Annotated in this window: 15 protein-coding genes; 7 read left to right on the top strand and 8 right to left on the bottom strand. The window is 31.0% G+C overall.

Translation table 11 applies throughout. The annotated features are described in order from the left end of the window. Window positions 1-19 precede the first annotated feature (19 nt). Window positions 20-955 carry a hypothetical protein gene (locus RIN63_RS00725; RefSeq protein WP_310442727.1) on the bottom strand — a complete coding sequence of 312 codons (936 nt, stop codon included), beginning with the start codon at window positions 953-955 and terminating at the stop codon, window positions 20-22. Between the two features lie 81 nt (window positions 956-1,036). After that, window positions 1,037-1,432 (bottom strand): PadR family transcriptional regulator, encoded by a 396-nt coding sequence (locus RIN63_RS00720; RefSeq protein WP_310442726.1) that lies wholly within the window; start codon window positions 1,430-1,432, stop codon window positions 1,037-1,039. A 183-nt stretch (window positions 1,433-1,615) separates the two neighbouring features. Here RIN63_RS00720 and RIN63_RS00715 point away from each other — a divergent pair, with 183 nt between their 5' ends. Both RIN63_RS00715 and msrB read left to right on the top strand, forming a co-directional pair. After that, window positions 1,616-2,209, top strand: coding sequence for a DsbA family protein (locus tag RIN63_RS00715; protein WP_310442725.1), 594 nt, complete (start codon window positions 1,616-1,618; stop codon window positions 2,207-2,209). Between the two features lie 5 nt (window positions 2,210-2,214). Continuing rightward, complete coding sequence (gene msrB / locus RIN63_RS00710) at window positions 2,215-2,664, top strand: peptide-methionine (R)-S-oxide reductase MsrB (RefSeq protein ID WP_310443330.1); 450 nt, start codon at window positions 2,215-2,217, stop codon at window positions 2,662-2,664. Window positions 2,665-2,713: 49 nt separating this feature from the next. Here msrB and RIN63_RS00705 read toward each other — a convergent pair whose 3' ends face one another. Further along, a complete protein-coding gene (locus RIN63_RS00705; protein WP_310442724.1) occupies window positions 2,714-4,567 on the bottom strand; it encodes a methyl-accepting chemotaxis protein in 1,854 nt (617 codons plus the stop codon). Window positions 4,568-4,785: 218 nt separating this feature from the next. Between RIN63_RS00705 and RIN63_RS00700 the strand changes: the two genes are divergently transcribed. After that, window positions 4,786-6,369 carry an ATP-binding cassette domain-containing protein gene (locus tag RIN63_RS00700; RefSeq protein ID WP_310442723.1) on the top strand — a complete coding sequence of 528 codons (1,584 nt, stop codon included), beginning with the start codon at window positions 4,786-4,788 and terminating at the stop codon, window positions 6,367-6,369. Between the two features lie 79 nt (window positions 6,370-6,448). On the opposite strand, the gene RIN63_RS00695 is transcribed toward RIN63_RS00700, so the two are convergent. Then, complete coding sequence (locus tag RIN63_RS00695; RefSeq protein WP_310442722.1) at window positions 6,449-7,750, bottom strand: trypsin-like peptidase domain-containing protein; 1,302 nt, start codon at window positions 7,748-7,750, stop codon at window positions 6,449-6,451. A gap of 170 nt (window positions 7,751-7,920) precedes the next feature. On the opposite strand from RIN63_RS00695, the gene RIN63_RS00690 reads away from it, so the two are divergent. The 4 genes from RIN63_RS00690 to RIN63_RS00675 all read left to right on the top strand — a co-directional run bounded on the left by RIN63_RS00690 (window position 7,921) and on the right by RIN63_RS00675 (window position 12,943). Further along, window positions 7,921-8,580: a response regulator transcription factor gene (locus RIN63_RS00690; protein WP_310442721.1), complete on the top strand. Its 660-nt coding sequence runs from the start codon at window positions 7,921-7,923 to the stop codon at window positions 8,578-8,580. Next, window positions 8,577-9,923 carry a HAMP domain-containing sensor histidine kinase gene (locus tag RIN63_RS00685; RefSeq protein WP_310442720.1) on the top strand — a complete coding sequence of 449 codons (1,347 nt, stop codon included), beginning with the start codon at window positions 8,577-8,579 and terminating at the stop codon, window positions 9,921-9,923. Before RIN63_RS00690 ends, RIN63_RS00685 begins: the two co-directional genes overlap by 4 nt. A gap of 16 nt (window positions 9,924-9,939) precedes the next feature. Beyond that, entirely contained in the window at window positions 9,940-10,626 is a 687-nt protein-coding gene (locus RIN63_RS00680) for an MBL fold metallo-hydrolase (RefSeq protein WP_310442719.1), read from the top strand. Between the two features lie 148 nt (window positions 10,627-10,774). Further along, entirely contained in the window at window positions 10,775-12,943 is a 2,169-nt protein-coding gene (locus RIN63_RS00675) for a peptidoglycan-binding domain-containing protein (RefSeq protein WP_310442718.1), read from the top strand. A gap of 20 nt (window positions 12,944-12,963) precedes the next feature. On the opposite strand, the gene RIN63_RS00670 is transcribed toward RIN63_RS00675, so the two are convergent. From RIN63_RS00670 to RIN63_RS00655, 4 genes are all read right to left on the bottom strand, one after another. Further along, entirely contained in the window at window positions 12,964-13,635 is a 672-nt protein-coding gene (locus RIN63_RS00670; protein ID WP_310442717.1) for a hypothetical protein, read from the bottom strand. 158 nt (window positions 13,636-13,793) lie between these two features. After that, complete coding sequence (locus tag RIN63_RS00665) at window positions 13,794-15,053, bottom strand: S41 family peptidase (protein WP_310442716.1); 1,260 nt, start codon at window positions 15,051-15,053, stop codon at window positions 13,794-13,796. 60 nt (window positions 15,054-15,113) lie between these two features. After that, window positions 15,114-17,000, bottom strand: coding sequence for a type II CAAX prenyl endopeptidase Rce1 family protein (locus tag RIN63_RS00660; RefSeq protein WP_310442715.1), 1,887 nt, complete (start codon window positions 16,998-17,000; stop codon window positions 15,114-15,116). 105 nt (window positions 17,001-17,105) lie between these two features. Further along, entirely contained in the window at window positions 17,106-18,374 is a 1,269-nt protein-coding gene (locus RIN63_RS00655) for a S41 family peptidase (RefSeq protein ID WP_310442714.1), read from the bottom strand. Window positions 18,375-18,706: the final 332 nt, after the last annotated feature.

The raw sequence follows: 18,706 nt of genomic DNA, 5'->3' as shown, positions 1-18,706 counted from the left end.
ATTTCATTTAGTCAAAAACCTAGGACTCTAACAATTTATTAATCTCTATTTCTAACAATTCTTTCTTGCTTTGCATTTGGCTTATGTTTGACTTCAAATCCGATACAATGCTATTTACTCTGTTATATGCATTATTCACATTTGATATAGATTCATTTATTCTAGATTGAACAAACCAATCGGCAAAAAGCCCATCAAAGAAAAAGTCTGCAAATTTAGCAAAAGAACTTATGTTAATTTCTATCTCAGTAAATTGATTTACATCCGCTAATTCTTTTTGAAATATCTTTAAGAGATTTTGAACATCATATGAAAATTTATTTGCATCATCTATTTTAGAATGCTTCATAATATCTGAGAAGAAACCTCCTCCTAACATATCCCACATCCCCCAATTTTTCGCTGAATTAAGAGGCTCTCTCATCTTCATTAAGGCATTAGCTGCGTTTTCACCAGCATTTATAGCTTCTCTAACTTCTTTCATATCTAACTTTAACTCATTTATCTCGTCTAATGAGATCCTAATTTTTTTACCTGTAGGAGTATCTCCATTAATTAGAATTTCTTGCTTTGCCTTTATAGCTTGCTGGTATTCTTCTTTTACCCCTTTATAATTCATCAGTTCCTTATCACATTTTCCTATCTCATGCTCTAGTTCCTTTATAGCTATAACACATTCATCATACTGCATTTTCACTCCTAGATATTCTTTTCTTTCTTTATCTAGTTTGTCTTCTTTTTTGCCAATGAGATTTAGAAAAAATGCATTTAAGCTCATTCCTTCAAGTTTTAACACATCTTTTTCTTCCTTACTTAACATACCACTTAGGATTTCTAAATTCAGCTTTTTCTTCCTTAATTCTTCAGTAGCCATAACCCTTAGTGATTCTAACTTCTCTTTAGATCTAAGTCTTTCTTTCAAGTAATATATCTCTTCGTTACTTTCCCTATACAACAATATCACCCCTTATTAGTTTTATCATTGTTTTTGATTATATCATAAAATAGTCCTTAGTTTTGTAGCTTAGAATTATTTTTAATAAAGAATATCATCATTAGATCTTTTAAATATACTAGCTCTTATTTTTTTATCTTCTTTCATGTGCTTCTCATTTTTATTAATATCTTTAATAATGCCTTCACCATCTTGGATTAACTGCTTCAACCTATTGATCTCTTCTTCAAGGAGGCTTCTACCCTCTTGGGTAATAATGTAGGTTTTTTTCCTGTTTTCCTCAGAAACTAAGTTTATAAAACCTTCCTTTTCAAATCTTCCCAGTAATGCATATAAAGTGCCTGGACCCACAGTTACACGACCATTAGTGAATTCTTCAATTTCTTGCATTATTTCATATCCATGTCTTTCTGTAGTCAATGCCAATAATATATAATACATGGATTCCGTAAGGTTTTGTAGTTGTTCCCTAGCCAAATAATCACTCCTCTATATCGATATTAGTTATACTTAATATTAATATATGATGTGTTATATGACTTGTCAAGAATTATGTTTATCAATGGACTAGTTACCTAATCCTCTATAATAAATCTATAAGGGGTTAATTGTCTAATTTCTTGGGTATATTAAGTTTAATTATATGAAAGGATTGATAGTATGAAAAATATAAAAGTATTTTCAGATTTTGCTTGTCCATTTTGCTATATAGGGTTTTCCATAGCTGATAAACTTAGGAAAGAGAATCCTGATATAAATTTTGAGTGGTTACCTTATGAATTAGATGCTGATTTAGATCTTGAAGGGAGTGATTTAGCTCTTCATATTTCCCAAGACCAGATAGATATGGGATATCGAAGAATCGAAAGATTAGGTGGAGAATATGGATTGATATATAACAACAAAACTAAAAAATTTAATACCCATAGATTACACAAAGCTGCCCTTTATGCAGGAACTGTAGGTAAATATTATGAGTTTGCTAGGGAGGCTTTTAAGGCCATATTTGAAGATGGTAAAAATGTTGGTGATCCTTTAATTATTAATGAAATTGGATTAGTATCTGGGATAAATATAGCTGAAATGAATAAATCTATTGATGAGGGCTCTTATGATGCGCAGATGGAAGAAGCAAAAAATCTTGTAGACCCTTATGAAATAGACAGTGTACCAAGTTTTATAGTAGATGATAAAAAGAAAGTGACCCTTTTAAAGGATTATGAAAAGTTTAAAAAGGATTTAATAGGAGAGTAATATTGATGATCAAAAAATATAATAAGCCATCTAAGGAAGAAATTAAACTTAAACTAAGTGATATCGAGTATCGAGTAACTCAAAAAAATGCTACAGAAAGCCCCTTTACATCAGAGTTAAATATGAATAATGAAGAGGGTATTTATGTAGACATCGTCTCTGGTGAGCCATTATTTAGCTCAAATGATAAATTTGATGCAGGATGTGGATGGCCTAGTTTTACTAAACCAGTAAAAGATGAACATATAATTGAAAAAAGAGATAATACTCATGGAATGATTAGAACAGAAGTTAGAAGCAAATATGGAGATTCCCATCTTGGCCATGTTTTCAACGATGGTCCAAAGGATAATGGGGGACTAAGATATTGTATCAATGGTGCTTCCCTTAGATTTATCAAAAAGGATCATATGGAAAAAGAAGGATATGAAGAATATCTTATTTTATTTAAATAAATTCATTTTAAAAAGACTAGAAAAATCTAGTCTCTTTAATTTCCAAATATTATATTTTAAATAAATGTATTAAACTATTTAATTTTTCAGCTGTTGCTGCTTGATGATCAGCTGCAGCTGCTATTTGTTCTAATGCAGACATGGTTTCTTGCATGCTGTTCATTATCCCATTTGAACCTTCTGAGGCATCACTCATATTGCTCGCTACATTTTGTATTACTGATGCTATTTCTTCTGTTGAAGCATTTAATTCTTCAGCCATAGCTGCAGTATCCTGGGATAGCTCATTTACGAATAGTGCATCCTTTTCATAGCTAATCCCTGTATCTATTAATAAGTCATAGTCTCTTCTTACATTCTCACTTACAAATTCTAATATATCCTGAGCATTAATTGATAGATTTGTAAATGCAGAGCCTACATTGCCAACTACCTTTTGGATTTGTGTTACATATGCATCAGATTGTTCTGCTAATTTCCTTATTTCATCAGCTACTACTGCAAAACCTCTACCACTTTCTCCAGCTCTTGCAGCTTCAATTGCAGCATTTAGTGCTAGTAGATTTGTTTGAGATGCTATTGATGATATGGATTCTGCAATTATGGTGATTTCATTTACTACTTTTCCTTGTTCTATGGCATTTAATATTGCCTGTTCTTTTTCATCTAATAGTCTATCTGCCACCTTCTTAGACTCTTGACCTTGATTTTTGATGGTTTCAGCTCTTTGCTTAATATTCTCTGATTCTGCACTTCCATCAGCTGAGCCAGAAGCAAGTTGAGTAACTCCTGAGTTCACTTCTTGTATTGTAGCTGTTAATTCTTCAGTTGCAGCATTTATTTCTTGTATATTATCTACTACACCCATGGTATTGTTTGATATAGACTCAAATGTGGAATTGATCTCCTCAATTGTAGCAGAAAGCTCTTCTGCAGATGCTGAAACATCTCCTGATTCTGATGATATTTCAATTAATGTAGATTTTATTTTCTCCCTTGCTTCTTTTAATGCCCTTATAAGTTTGCCTAGCTCATCATTGGAATTAGATTCTCTAACTTCAAATCTTAAGTCACCATGACCTAGAGCCTCAGCAAAATCAAGGCCTTTCTTGATTGCTTTAGATATAGTCAATGATAGAATTAGCCCTAATAATATGGCTACTGCAAAACTGATTATTAATATAGTATACACTAATGCTAAAGCAGCAACATAAGATTTCTTATTGCTTTCATTTTGAATACTAGCCATTTCTCGATTTAACTCAATTAAATCGTCTAATTGTAAGAACATTTCATTAGTAAAAGTGGCTAAGGATTTAATTGATACATATGCAGTATCTATTGAACCATACCCTATATTTCCTAATATTTTATCACGCCTTGATTTATAGTGATCTATAGAAACTTTAAGCTCTTCCCATATTTGTGTAGCTTCTTTAGATAAAGTTCTACTTTCAAACTTAGTCATAATTTCTACATTAGCTTGTGTAATATCATCTATTTGCTGAACATATTGAGCTTTCATTTCTTTATCTTCTTCACGGGTAAGGGATTGAAGTATAAGATTTACTTCTTGTAGATTAGCTTTTATCATATGTAATTCATTAATACTTTGAAGGTTATTGTCATATATTAAACTTGCATTTTTATTAATCTTTTTCATACTGCTTGTCCCTAGAGTACCCACAATACCTACGAAAATAGCAATAAGAATAAAGGATGATATTAATTTTGATTTTATAGACATACCCATTAATATGTTTTTTCCTCTATTAGTTACTTTACTTATAAAGTTACCAGATAATTGCTTTCCCTTCTTAGTTTTTTCCTTTTTCACTTTGTCTTCATTCTTTTTCTTAAATAAAAAAATACTCTCATTCAAATTCTTCTTTTTAAATTTCATGAGTCTCCGCCTCCTGTATTTGCTTAGTTAAAGTTTAATACAATAAGTATTTCTATAATGTAATTGTATAGTATTTGAATTGTCAATACAAGTGGCAATTGTCAAATATTTCATAATAATGTTGTCAATTAGTATACAAAACTTTTTATATATATATTTTATTTTTATCTTATGGTATAATATTATGATATAAATTTTAAGTAAGGGATGGAAGTAATTTGATTAGTGTAAATAATGTAAGTTTGAGATATGGATCTCAGAAATTATTCGATGATGTAAATTTAATGTTTACTCCAGGTAATTGTTATGGTGTAATTGGAGCCAATGGAGCTGGAAAAAGTACTTTTCTTAGAATCCTATCTGGTGAGATTGAACCAAATACTGGAGATGTTTCAATATCTAAAAACATGCGTATGTCTGTCTTAAAACAGGATCATTTTCAATACGATGATTGTCAAGTAATACAAACTGTAATTATGGGAAACAAGAGACTTTACGAGATAATGATTGAAAAGGATGCAATCTATGCTAAAGAGAATTTTAGTGATGAGGATGGTATCAAAGCATCTGAATTAGAGGCTGAATTCGCAGACATGGACGGCTGGTCAGCAGAGGCTGAAGCTTCTTCCTTGTTACAAGGATTAGGCATAAGTACTGAGCTTCATGAGAAAAAGGTTAATGAACTAACTAGTAATGATAAGGTGAAAGTATTACTTGCTCAGGCCTTATTTGGTAAACCAGGTATCTTAATACTAGATGAGCCTACTAACCATCTTGATGTAAAATCTGTTAGATGGTTGCAAGAATTCTTAGGGGATTTTGAAGGTACTGTTATTGTAGTGTCCCATGATAGATATTTCTTAAATGAAGTATGTACTCATATGGTAGATATTGACTTTAGCAAGATTAAAATGTATGTAGGAAACTATGATTTTTGGTATGAGTCAAGTCAATTAGCACTTCAACTGATGAAGGATCAAAACAAGAAAAAAGAAGACAAGATTAAGGATCTCCAAGCTTTCGTTGCTAGATTTAGTGCTAATGCTTCAAAATCTAAGCAAGCAACTTCTAGAAAAAAATTACTAGAAAAAATAACTTTAGATGATATACAACCTTCTTCAAGGAGATATCCTTTTGTTGGATTCACCATGGAAAGAGAAGTTGGTAATGAGATTCTAACAGTAGAAAATCTTTCTAAAACAGTGGATGGGGTAAAGGTATTAGATGATATAAGTTTTAGAGTCAATAAGGGAGATAAAATTGCCTTTATTGGAGAAGAAATTGGAATTACAACCTTATTTAAGATACTAACGGATGAAATAGAGCCTGATAGTGGTAGCTATAAATGGGGTCTTACTATTACTAAATCCTATTTCCCTAAAGACAACTCAGAGTTTTTCAATGATGTAGATTTAAACTTGGTGGATTGGATGAGACAATTTTCAGAGGATCAATCTGAGATTTATCTAAGAGGTTTCCTAGGTAGAATGCTTTTCTCTGGAGAAGAAGCTTTAAAACAAGCTAAAGTATTGTCTGGTGGAGAAAAAGTAAGATGTATGCTATCTAAAATGATGCTTAATAATGCTAATGTGTTGATTTTAGATCAGCCAACAAACCACTTAGATCTAGAATCAATTACTTCAGTAAATAATGGATTAAAGGATTTCAAGAGCAATGTATTATTTGCTTCCCATGACCATCAATTTATCCAAACAATTGCCAATAGGATAATTGAGATAAAACCTGATGGATTTAACGATAGAGCTATGACTTATGAAGAATATATAGAAAAATTTTATTAGGATATATTTTAATACCATTTAATCAAATATAAACAGCCCATAAGAGGGGGACCGCTTATGGGCTGCTATTTTTACAGTGTTATTTCAAATCTGTAAAATCTATATTAATTTTCTTGTCCTCATTATTCCTTACAACAGTTAGTACTGCTGAATCACCTTGTTTGTACTTATAAAGCGCTTTCTTAAGATTGTTCATATTCTCTATATCTGTCTCATCTATTTTAACTATTATATCTCCATTTAATAGGCCTGCTCTAGATGCAGGAGTGTTTTCTCCAACTTGTATCAATATTAAACCCTTTTCAGTAGTTAATTTTACTCCAAGTCTAGCTTGATAATCATCAACTGATATTCCTGATATTCCCATATATACAATCTTGTAAGTTCCACTTTCTATAACTTCTTCTATTATTGCCTTTACTTCATTTATAGGTATTGAAAAGCCTAGACCCTCTGCTGATTTTATCTTGGCTGTATTGATACCTATTACTTCTCCTTTACTATTTAAAAGAGGTCCTCCACTATTTCCTGGGTTAATAGATGCATCAGTTTGTATTAGATTCTCTATTATATTACTTGAATCTATTTTAATAGATCTATTTAATCCCGATATTATTCCTGATGTAACTGACCTTTGAAACTCTAAGCCCAATGGATTTCCAATAGCTATGGCTATTTCACCTACTTCAAGTTTGTCAGAGTCTCCTAAAGTAGCTACTGGAAGCCCTGTTGCTTCAACCTTCACTATTGCTAGGTCTAAGGTGCTATCATTCCAAAGAACTGTAGCTGGTTTTTTATCTCCATTTTCAAATAGTACATTGACTGATTTTGCCTGACCATTAGCAACCACATGAGAATTAGTAAGAATATATCCATTACTATCTACAATAACCCCAGATCCCACACCTTCAACTTCTTGTTGTGAGAAGAAGTATTGTTGTAATTCCACAGATGTTATACCTACTACTGAACTCATTGACTTCTTCACTACAGCAGATACAGTGTTGATATCATCTGAAGTATTGATACTTACTTGTTGTGCTACATATTGGTTACTTGCTACACTTGCTGGATTTGGTAAATATTTTCCATACAAACTTGGTCCTATATAAGATGAAGCTAATCCTCCTATAATTGAAGCTACTAAAGCTAGTGCAATATAGGATACCGCACTACCCCTGAAGGATTTCTTCTTTGGTCTTTTCACTTCCTCAGAACTCCTATATATATAGATGTCCTCAGGTATTTTACTATACTCTTCTTCTTTGGTATATTCTGGTTCAATTATATCTTCCGATTCAATTATGTCTTCTTCCAATTTAAATCCTTCAATTATTAAGTCCTCATTATTTTCTATTAAGTCTTTATTGTTTTCATCCATGCTTATCCCTCCAATATTAATTCACTCTCTTATCTAACTATCTTTATTCTAACCTAATAATATGAAAAAAATATGTGTTAATTATGTTTTTGTTGTGTGATTTATTTTTTATCTTCATTTATTTGTTATAATATCCTTAAAGAAGTGTAAATTAAAATGGGGTGATATTTGTGTCCTATAAAATATATTTAGTAGAAGATGATGAAAATTTAAATTTAGTTCTTACTTCATATTTAAAAAAAGAGGGTTGGGATGTAGTTTCATTTTTAAATGGGGGAGAGGCTGAGAAATTTATTGCAAGTCCTCCTAATTTGTGGATTTTAGATATTATGCTTCCTGATATTGATGGATATCAGTTGATTAGGGAAATAAAACAAGCCACTCCACATATTCCTGTTATATTTATTTCTGCCAGAGATGCTGATATTGACAGAGTAGTAGGTCTTGAATTAGGCAGTGATGATTATTTGCCTAAACCATTCTTACCAAGGGAATTAGTTATTCGTGCTAGAAATCTACTGGATAGATTTAATCATAATTCTATGATAAATAATTTGCCTCCTTATACTATCAATGATAGTAGTAGATTGGTAAGCTTAGATAATAATCTGATTGACCTTACTTCTAAGGAGTATGACTTATTAATTTATTTTGCAAAAAACCAGGGTATTGCATTATCTAGAGAACAAATATTAGACCATATATGGGGAAATGATTATTTTGGTTCAGATAGAGTTGTAGATGATTTGGTAAGAAGACTTAGGAGAAAAATGCCAAAATTAGATATTGAAACTGTATATGGCTATGGATACAGGGTGGTACAATCATGAAAAATTATCCTTTATCAGTGCAAATTTGGATAGTTATTGCCATTATTACCTTATCTATTTCCATATTATTATCATTTATATTACCTTCTACTTTGAGAAGTTTTTTTACTAAAGAGTTATATGCTACTATCCACTCAGCTCAGGATTCGGTATTTAATCAATTTGACAGTAATATCTATCGTGATTATATTGGACCAGACTTCTTTGGTAATAGTAATCAAAGCTTAGAAAACATTAGAACTGTTAATCACTTTATGATATATGACGAAAATAAGATAATAATAAATACTGCAATTCCAATTAATTTTCTAGACAAAATTAGAAATGAGGCATCTGTTCAGACAGATGTTAGCAAAGAATATAGTGGTGAAATAGATGGGGAGAAAATATTTTATGTAATCACAAAAGGGCAAGCCCTTGGTCGTGATGCATTTTTAGTCTCTTATATGAGTGATTCCTATAGACAAGACTTAGTTCAAACTCTATTTAAACAAGTTATAAATACAATGACTCTAGTACTGATCTTTAGTTGGATTCCTGCCATCTTAGTATCTAGATATCTATCTAGACCTTTAGTAGATTTGGAGAAAAAAGTAAACCGGTTGGCAAATAATGAATGGAATGAAGCTGTGGAGCTAGATAGGAATGATGAAATAGGTAAACTTGGACTTTCTATTGAACATCTTAGAAATCAATTAATCCGCCAAGATGAAGCCGAGCAATCCTTCTTACAGCATGTGTCACATGAACTTAAGACTCCTGTAATGGTAATTCAAAGTTTTACTCAGGCAATTAAGGATGGCATATATCCCAAGGGCAGTATAAATTCATCTATAGATGTCATAGATGAAGAAGCAAAGAGGCTGGAGAAAAAAATTAAAAACTTATTATATCTAACTAAATTAGATTATTTATCTAATCATGAGGTAAATAAGATTAATTTCCCTCTTGATACCTTAATTAGAGAAGTATCCGATAAGCTTTCTTGGAGTAGAACAGATATTGAATGGGAGCTTGATTTAACACCTATTGTTATAGAAGGAGAAATTGAACAGTGGCGAATTGTAGTAGAAAACCTATTGGATAATCAAATTAGATATGCAAATAGTAAAATTCTTGTTTCCTTAAAAAATATTGATAGCAAAACAATTATGAAAATATGGAATGATGGGCCACAAATTGAAGAGGATTTAATAGGAAATATGTTTAATGAATTTAACAAAGGATATAAAGGTGAATTTGGGCTAGGTCTTGCCATAGTCAGTAGAATACTTAACACACATAAGTCTAAGATTTCTGCTGTAAATGAAGAAAAAGGGGTATCCTTTTATATAGAAATATAATTTGGGAGATGATGATGTGGAAAAATTAAATGTAAAAATTGAGCATGTATTTCATAGTTGCTTTATTGTAGAAACTGAAAACTACCAATTAGTCTTTGATTATTACAAGGGTGATATTTCCTTAAAGGACAAAAAAACTATAGTATTTTCAACTCATGGTCATGAAGATCATTACAATACTGATATATTTAAATGGCAAGATAATATTAGAGACATAGACTATGTTTTAAGCTCTGATATTAATATTGAAGATAATAACAATAGGATTTATAGCATGGATCCATATAATAATTTGGATTTAGATAATGTTAATATTAAAACTTTTGGCTCTACGGACTTGGGGGTATCTTTCCTTGTAAATGTGGATAATGTTAATATTTTCCATGCCGGTGATCTAAATTGGTGGTACTGGGATGATGATACTATAGAAGAAAAAGTAAGTATGGAAAATTCTTTTAAAGGCGAAATAGAAAAAATTAAAGGCTTGGATATTGATATAGCCTTCTTTCCAGTAGATCCTAGATTAAAATCTTCTTTCAATTTAGGTGGAGAATATTTTATCAAAGAAATTAAGCCAAAGTACTTTTTACCAATGCATTTTGGGGATAACTTTAATGTCACATCTGACTTTATCCACAAAACAAAAGGAAATACCAGTGAAATCATAGAATTAAATCATAAAAACCAGGTTCTTGTACTGTAACTCATTAAAATAGTTTGTTAAATATCAGCTTATTGTTGCCAGATACTGTAAGTCTATAATATAATATGGTAGTGAATATAAATAAAAAACATATATCATATGATATATGTTTTTTAAATTATACTCAAAATATTATGGGGGTGTTTTTATGAACAAAAGATTAATTGCATCTGTGAGTTGTGCAGCTTTACTTCTATCATCTACAAGTTTAGCGGCTAATACAAACTCAATTAAGACTGCTGTAGATGCTGTTGCTACTGCTACTACTGCAGCACCAGCTCCTTCTACACCTGCTACACCTACACCATCAACACCAGCTCCATCTGCTCCAAAGCCAACAACAACTGCACCAAAAGCAACACCAGTTACGGAAAATGCTACAGAAATAACTAGACTCCTTGCATTAAATTCTGTAGGTAGCGATGTTAGTCTTTTACAAGCATTACTTATCAGCAATGGCTATGTACTTAAAGTTGATGGAATTTATGGAGTAAAGACTCTAGCTGCTGTTGAAAGTTATCAAGGCAAAAATGGCCTTAGAGTTGACGGAATAGTTGGCCCTAAAACACTGGCAAAATTATCTCCAGTTGTGGCTGAAAAGCCAGTTGAAGAAGTAGTTGATGCTGTAACTACTCCATCAAAAGTAGTAAAAGTTGAAGATATTGAAAAAGCTCTATCAAAAGATGGTGCTTGGATGGCTTATTTAACAAGTGATATCACTACTGATAAAGATCTTGTTTTAGATGCAAACTTTACGAATAAAGATAAAACTGCTCGTAAATTAGCTTTATATAATTATGTAACACCTGGTGAAAAATTACCAATAGATGAGTATACATTAACTGCTAAATCTTTAACTATCAAGAGTGCTAACGCTAAGATTCAAAATGGTAAATTTGTTGGAGATATATATGTTGTTTCTCCTAATTTCCAATTTGTTGATGTTGATGTAGTAGGTAATGTTTACTTTGCTAACGAAGAAATAAAAACTAGTACAAAAATAGACGAAAAAACTACGATTACTGGCAAACAAGAAGTATTGGAAGTTGATACAGTATCTTCTGCTTCTAGAGTATATGTTGAAAGCGATTTAGAAAGAGCTTTCGGAAAAGATGGTAAGTGGATAGTTACTATGCAAGATAATTTAACTACTGAAAAAGAACTTGTTTTAGACGGTAGCTTCTTAAATAAAGGAAATGCAGCTCGTAAAGTTGCTTTATATGACCAAGATTCTAATAAAAAATCAATATCAGAATTTACATTAACAGCAAAATCATTAACTATTAAGAGTGCTAATGCTAAATTACAAAGGGGTAAGTTTGTTGGAGATATTTATGTTGCTGCTCCTAACTTCCAATTAGTTGATACTGATGTTGAAGGTAATATTTACTTTGCTAACGAAGAGTATAAAGCTTCATTTGTTATGGATGAAGCAAGTACTCTAACAGGTAAACAAGAAGTTATGGAAGTTGATTCTTTGTCTTCTGCTTCAAGAGTTTATACTAACAATGATTTAAAGAGAGCTTTTGGAAAAGACGGTAAATGGATTGTTACCTTCCAAAATAATATAACTTCTGATGAAGAACTTTCTTTAGAGACTACATTCGCTAACAGAAATGTACCTGCTCGTAAAATTGCTTTATATGACCAAGATTCTACTAAGCAAACTATAGCTGAATATACATTAACTGCTCCTAAGTTAACTGTTAAAAGCACTAATGCTAAAATTCAAAAAGGTAAATTTATTGGAGATATCTATGTTGTTGCTCCAGGATTCCAATTAGTTGATGCTGATGTTGAAGGTAATATTTTCTTTGCTAGACAAGAATTCTTTGATTCATTTAAGATGGATGAAGCAAGTACTCTAACAGGTAAGAAAGAAGTTATGGAAGTTGATGCTTTATCTTCTGCTTCTAGGGTTTATACTAATGCTGATTTAGAAAGAACCTTTGGAAAAGATGGGGCATGGATAGTAATTTTACACGATAATATAACTACTGATAAGGAACTTGTTTTAGATGGAGAAAAGACAAATAGAGATGTACCTGCTCGTAAAATTGCTTTATATGATCAAAACTCCGCTAAAGCTACAACTGTTGAACTTACATTAACTGCTCCTAAATTAACTATTAAGAGCCCAAGTGCTAGAATACAACATGGTAAATTTGTAGGAGATATTTATGTTGAAGCTCCTAATTTCCAATTAGTACATGCAGATGTAGAAGGTAATATCTACTTCTTAAATGAAGAAGCTGAAAAAACCTTCTCAATGGATGAAAATTCTACATTAACAGGCGTTCAAAAATTAGTTAAATAATGATACAAAGAGGATGAAGCCTAAGCTTCATCCTCTTTAATTTTGACTAACTTTTCTTTTATAAACTTTATATCATCCTTAATCCATCTATGTTTTACTTCAGATACATTAAAGTTAACTGTCTTAAATGCAAATTGGAAGAAATATCCTCCTAATATAGACATTATGGCTGTTCCAATACCAACAGATCCACCTAAAAAGTATCCAACTACTAAAGCCAATATTTCTACTGAATTCTTCACAAATCTAACAGATTTCTTTGTTATTATAGTCAAAGCAACCATAAGGCCATCTCTAGGTCCAGCACCATAGCCTGCACCAATATATATAAAGACCCCATATCCTAATATAATCATCCCTATAATCATCATCAATAAACTAGGTAAAAAGCTATCAAAAATAGGAATTAAATTGTTGCTCATTAAAATGTCAATAAATACTCCTATAGATGTCATATTAAATATAGTTCCCCAGCCAATATTTTGACCTAAGACTATATCAATTATTATAATAGTCAACCCAACCATTATATTTGCTTTTCCTAGGGTTAATCCAGTTACATTACCAAGCCCTTGGTGCAGTACATCCCATGGTGCAACTCCTAAATTCGCATTGATGGTCATTACCATGCCTATGGCACATACAAAATATCCTACAAAAAGTCTAATAAATGATATAACAACCTTTTTCAACGAAGGACCTCCTCTTATGTAAAATTATATTAAAAAATGTTGACTATCTATAAGCTAGATACAACTATCATAGTATAATTAGCTCAAATTAGTCAACATATTTGTGTGTTTTATAAATTTAGGTATCTATATCCTTCAATGCCTTATTTCATCATATCTTAATTATTAATTATATATTGTATAGCAGAATCTCTTTCATAGGTTGACCCAATTGCAGCAGTCACTTCTATATCTGGTCTAATATTGACCTCTTCTCTTATGCTTCCATCCTTGTTTAGACCAATTAAATTTCTCATATTAACTAATATTCCACTCTTTGGTAAGGAGAATATTACAGTGTCAAAAGGCCAATTTATGCCTGATGTAGTTTCACCAACTAAAGTTGCGAATCCACTATCTTTACAGAATGCAGCAAAATTTTCTGCTAAAACCAATGTTTTATTGTTTATCAGTACATATATTTCACCTGTAAATCCTACTGCTTCTACGGGGCTAATTGTCCTATTAGCAATACTGTAATAGTCGAAATCTGCCTGTAATTCAGCACTTATTTCTCCATTAGCTAGTTCTTCTATTGGAGAGAATTTCATCCCCTTGTATTCATGAAATGTTTTCCCATATCCTCCCCTACCTAGTATATAATTATCTACTGATATCTCCTTATTTGTCAGTGGTTCAACTATATTTTTTATCCAATAATCATCCGTATCTCCAACCCAGTAGCTTGTTGCTCTAACATCAATAATTAGTTTTTTGTAATCTTTAACTTCCTTAAAAAATTCTCTGATTAGATGGCCATCTTCTTCTAAATTATCTGGATCCATGCTATGTATTTTTAAATATGCCACTTCATTGGGCACAATTATATCTTGACTAAAGTAGGATGATTTTGAAGTCTTTTCTACATGTTGGTTAGAATTAGTAACTAATTTCAATTGAGATTCATCAAATCTATAGCGTTTCATTGTATTTTCTTGAGTAATCACATCACTCCAAGGCGATATTTTATCTCCTTCTTTATTTACAGTTCCTGCATAATAATTTTTATAGAAATGCATTTCTACCACATTATTATCTGCATCATTTAATTTTTCTAGAATTTTTCCTAATTCATCCATAAACATTTCATCTGAATCTGTGCTTTCTATTGCCTTGATAAAATTTTCTTTTTCTCCTAACCAGTTAACACCATTAACTCTTTCATTTACTTTTAATAAAGGGTAGTTATTTTCTACAAAGCTATATATGTACTCAAAGTCATGCAATTTGTCTTCCAATGTTAAGGCTTCTACAGCTTCTACTTGACTTTGCTCCACTATAATTGCTTCTTTTCCCTTTTTCAAAAGCATAAGTGAACTAATACCTATCAGTAAAACTAATGAAATAATAATTAACTGCCTTTTTCTTTTTCTTCTCATAACCCGCCTCCTAAAGTTTATTTGATTTATTTACTCTTAATAATTAACTCCTTGAATTGACTATTTATGCCATAGTTCAAGAATCTCAAGAAGAATTCTCTTGCTATCTAAATCTGCTTCTATATTAGAATCAAGATTTCCACCATTAACCATGTAATAACCATCTTCCTTCATAAGAATCCCACCTGAAAAGTCATGCCCTGAATTTTCATATCCATGAATGATAATTTCATTTTTAGCATATTCTTTTATTATATTAGAAGAAGATCTAGCATCCCAAACCCTATCATCTTCGCCATAAAACATTAAAATTTTAGCATTGGAGTTTTCAACCTTGATTCTAGCCTCCTCTAAATTAGTACTTTTTCTTATAACTCTATTCCTTAATAAGATAAAATTATCATAAGGCTTGTTTAATAGTAGATCAACCACCCTGTCAACGATTGATATTATCCCAATATTTCCATTTAGATAATCTACATCCTTTCCATTATATGTCCATGAAGATGTTTCTCCAAAGTATCTTGCTATATTAACATGACTTGTAGGGGCAATTAATACCACATTATCAATAGTATCATAATAAGTGGACAGCAATAATGCTAGTTCAGCTCCCCTAGAAGTACCTAATATAGTGATAGTATCTGAATTCTTGCAATTAGCCTTGATATAAGAATATATTTCTTCATAAATCTCTAATGGTACTCTCTCTATATTCTCTGATTGACCTTTTTGACCAAAGTAATATACTGCAACAACTTCATATCCATCACTGGAAAGATAATTTGCCATATATTCATTCATACTCCCCTCTGAACCACCAAATGTAATGACAACTCCTTTATGCTGAATGTCATAGGGTATATGATGATATCCTCGTATGTAATCTTCGTTAAATTTTTTCTTTATAACTCCTATATTTTTGGGACTTAATCTATAGATCTCGCTTCTTCTAGGATGAGTCATATACGCTGTCTTTGCTTCATCTATCTTAGATTGATTTATCTCTCTAGATACTAATATAGAACCTATCAACAATGTTGTAAGTAAAAAACAGATTATACTTTTCCCTTTTATTTTAAACTTCTCTGTCAAATCATCTCCCTCAATATATTGTTCTTCAGATATTGTCTCAGATATATAACAATCCCTTTCCATCCTTTTCCTTAATAATAGTACTCCTACAATCAATAATACTATCCCCATCACTGTAAACCATAAGGGCTGAAATCCTTCAGTAGAGTATCCAGGAATCTGTAAATTAAGCAACTTAGAGACGATAAATCCCAATGAATTATTAATTGAGTGTCCAACAATGCATAGAAACAAGGATTTTGTTTTTGCAAATACCCATCCAAGTAATAAACCCCCTACAAAAGCTGAAGAAAATTGATATATATTTAAATGCATTAATCCAAACAACAAGGCAGAAATTACAACTGATTTAACAACGGAATGCCTCCTAAGCAAGCCATCTAATACTATTCCCCTCAATAGTATTTCTTCAGTAATTGAAGCAATAATAACCACACTAATAATTGTCCATATCATATTGATTTCTCCTGAAAATGCTGATTTAAATGCTTCTTTCCAAAAATCACTCATAGGAAATATCAACTTTATGTAATTACCCACTTCTGACATTACTATATTTACTCCAGTAATAGCTATAACTAATGGGACAATTATTCTAAAATGCTCCTTCTTTACAATCAAATTGCTTTTAACTGATAGTATAAACTTCTTATTAAGCACAATAAATACAATTATCAAAGGTATAATTTTGTTTAAAGCGTCAAACAGAGGATGTTTGCTACTAACCCCTAAGGCTTTAGAAATCAAAATGATTAATGTACTAATTACAAGTGTGCATATCATATCTAGTAAAATTATCTTTGAAGCTCCCCATGTTGTCAGTCTAATTTTTCTTTTATTGGTTTGTATCATAATAAAATCCTCTCTCTAATAAAAGTTGTCTATTTATTAATAACTATCAAACTCCTAAATTATTTATGCCATAGTTCAAGAGTTTCAAGTAGAATTCTCTTGCTATTAATCATTAACTATATATTGGATTGCATTATCTCTTTCAAAGCTAGATCCTATTGTGGTATCCACTTCAATATCAGGTACTACATATGCCTCCTGCCTTATGGTTCCATCTCCATTTAACATAAGCAATCCACTTGTTTCTATGACTATTCCACTTGGTAATGGAACAAATATAGTATCAAATAAAAAGCTTCTACCAGAAGTTGTCTTGCCTACAACTGTTGCAAATCCACTATCTTTGCAAAATGCAGCAAAGTTTTCTGATGCAAATTGAGCTGTTTTATCAACTAGTAAATATATCTTGCCTTTAAATCCAATAGGATCTACAGGTTTTATTGTTTTATTTTTCAAATGATAATAATCAAAATCTGTTTTTGCATCATTTGCAAATTTATCTAGAATACTACTATCCAATTCAGTTATTGGTGCAAAGTCCATACCCCTATACTCATAGAATTCTTTCCCATAGCTTCCTTTCATAAGTAAATAATTCTCAGCTGTTATATCCTCTTTAGCCAAAGGCTCTACTATATTTTTTATCCAATAGTCGTCATCTCCCATGGTTCTTGTTTTATCTCTTATATCTACTATAAGCTTGTCATAGTCTTTTATTTCCATTAAAAAATCTCTTATTATCTTTCCATCTTCTTCAATTCTATCAGTATTCAGACTATAGATCTTTATATATCCTACTTCATTAGGGACTACTATGTCTGTTTTACAATATGCTAAATTTCCAACTTCCTTAGATGCATATTGACTATCCTCTACTAATGCTAATTGAGATTCATCAAAGTCATACATCTCTATTACATTATCTTGAATAAGTAATTCAACCCATGGCTTGTAGTCGTCTTTATATTCTGGGCTAATATATATACCATAAACACGCTTAAAAATGCTCAGCCCAATTGTACCTGTATATATATCATTTAATTCTTCTAGCATTTTCTCTAATGCATCAATAAAATCTTGATCTGTTTTAGTACTTTCTATGGTCTTCTTAAAATCATCCTTTTTTCCTACCCAATCAACTCCATTTATTCTCTCATTAACCTTTAATAATGGATAATTCTCTATAACATATTCATATAGGTATTCAAAATCCTTTAATCTTTCTTCCATTGTTAGTCCTTCAACACTATCTGATTTTACTTCAGTACTTAATAGCTCATTACTAATGTATTCCTCTGTATCTTTTGAGCATCCTACTAAAGTAATTACTAAAACAATAGCTAAAATAGAAACTAATAAATTTGTTTTTCTCATACAGATCACTCTCTCTTTCTTTAGAATAAATAGGTTAAAAGAACAATCTTCCTATTCCTTATAAAAAGTATACATTTAACATAATAGCATAAGTATGGTGTCGAAATTTGTTAGTTTATGACATTGTATATGTGCTAAAACTTTAATAAAAGTTTATATTGCTATCTTATATAATTTGGAAATTCTCTAGCTCTATTAAACAAGAGTGATACAGCATTCCATAAGACTGTATCACTCTACAATTACTCTTATTACTTGTCATCTTATAAAATCAATAGTTTTAGAGTATATTATTCTCTAAGTCTACATTAATAAAAAAATCTATATTCTCC

It is taken from the genome of Tissierella sp., from assembly GCF_031460495.1.
Classification (GTDB): Bacteria; Bacillota; Clostridia; order Tissierellales; family Tissierellaceae; genus JAVKTS01.
The sequence above is the reverse complement of the archived record's forward strand: the minus strand, read 5'-3'. Positions and strand labels throughout refer to the sequence as shown.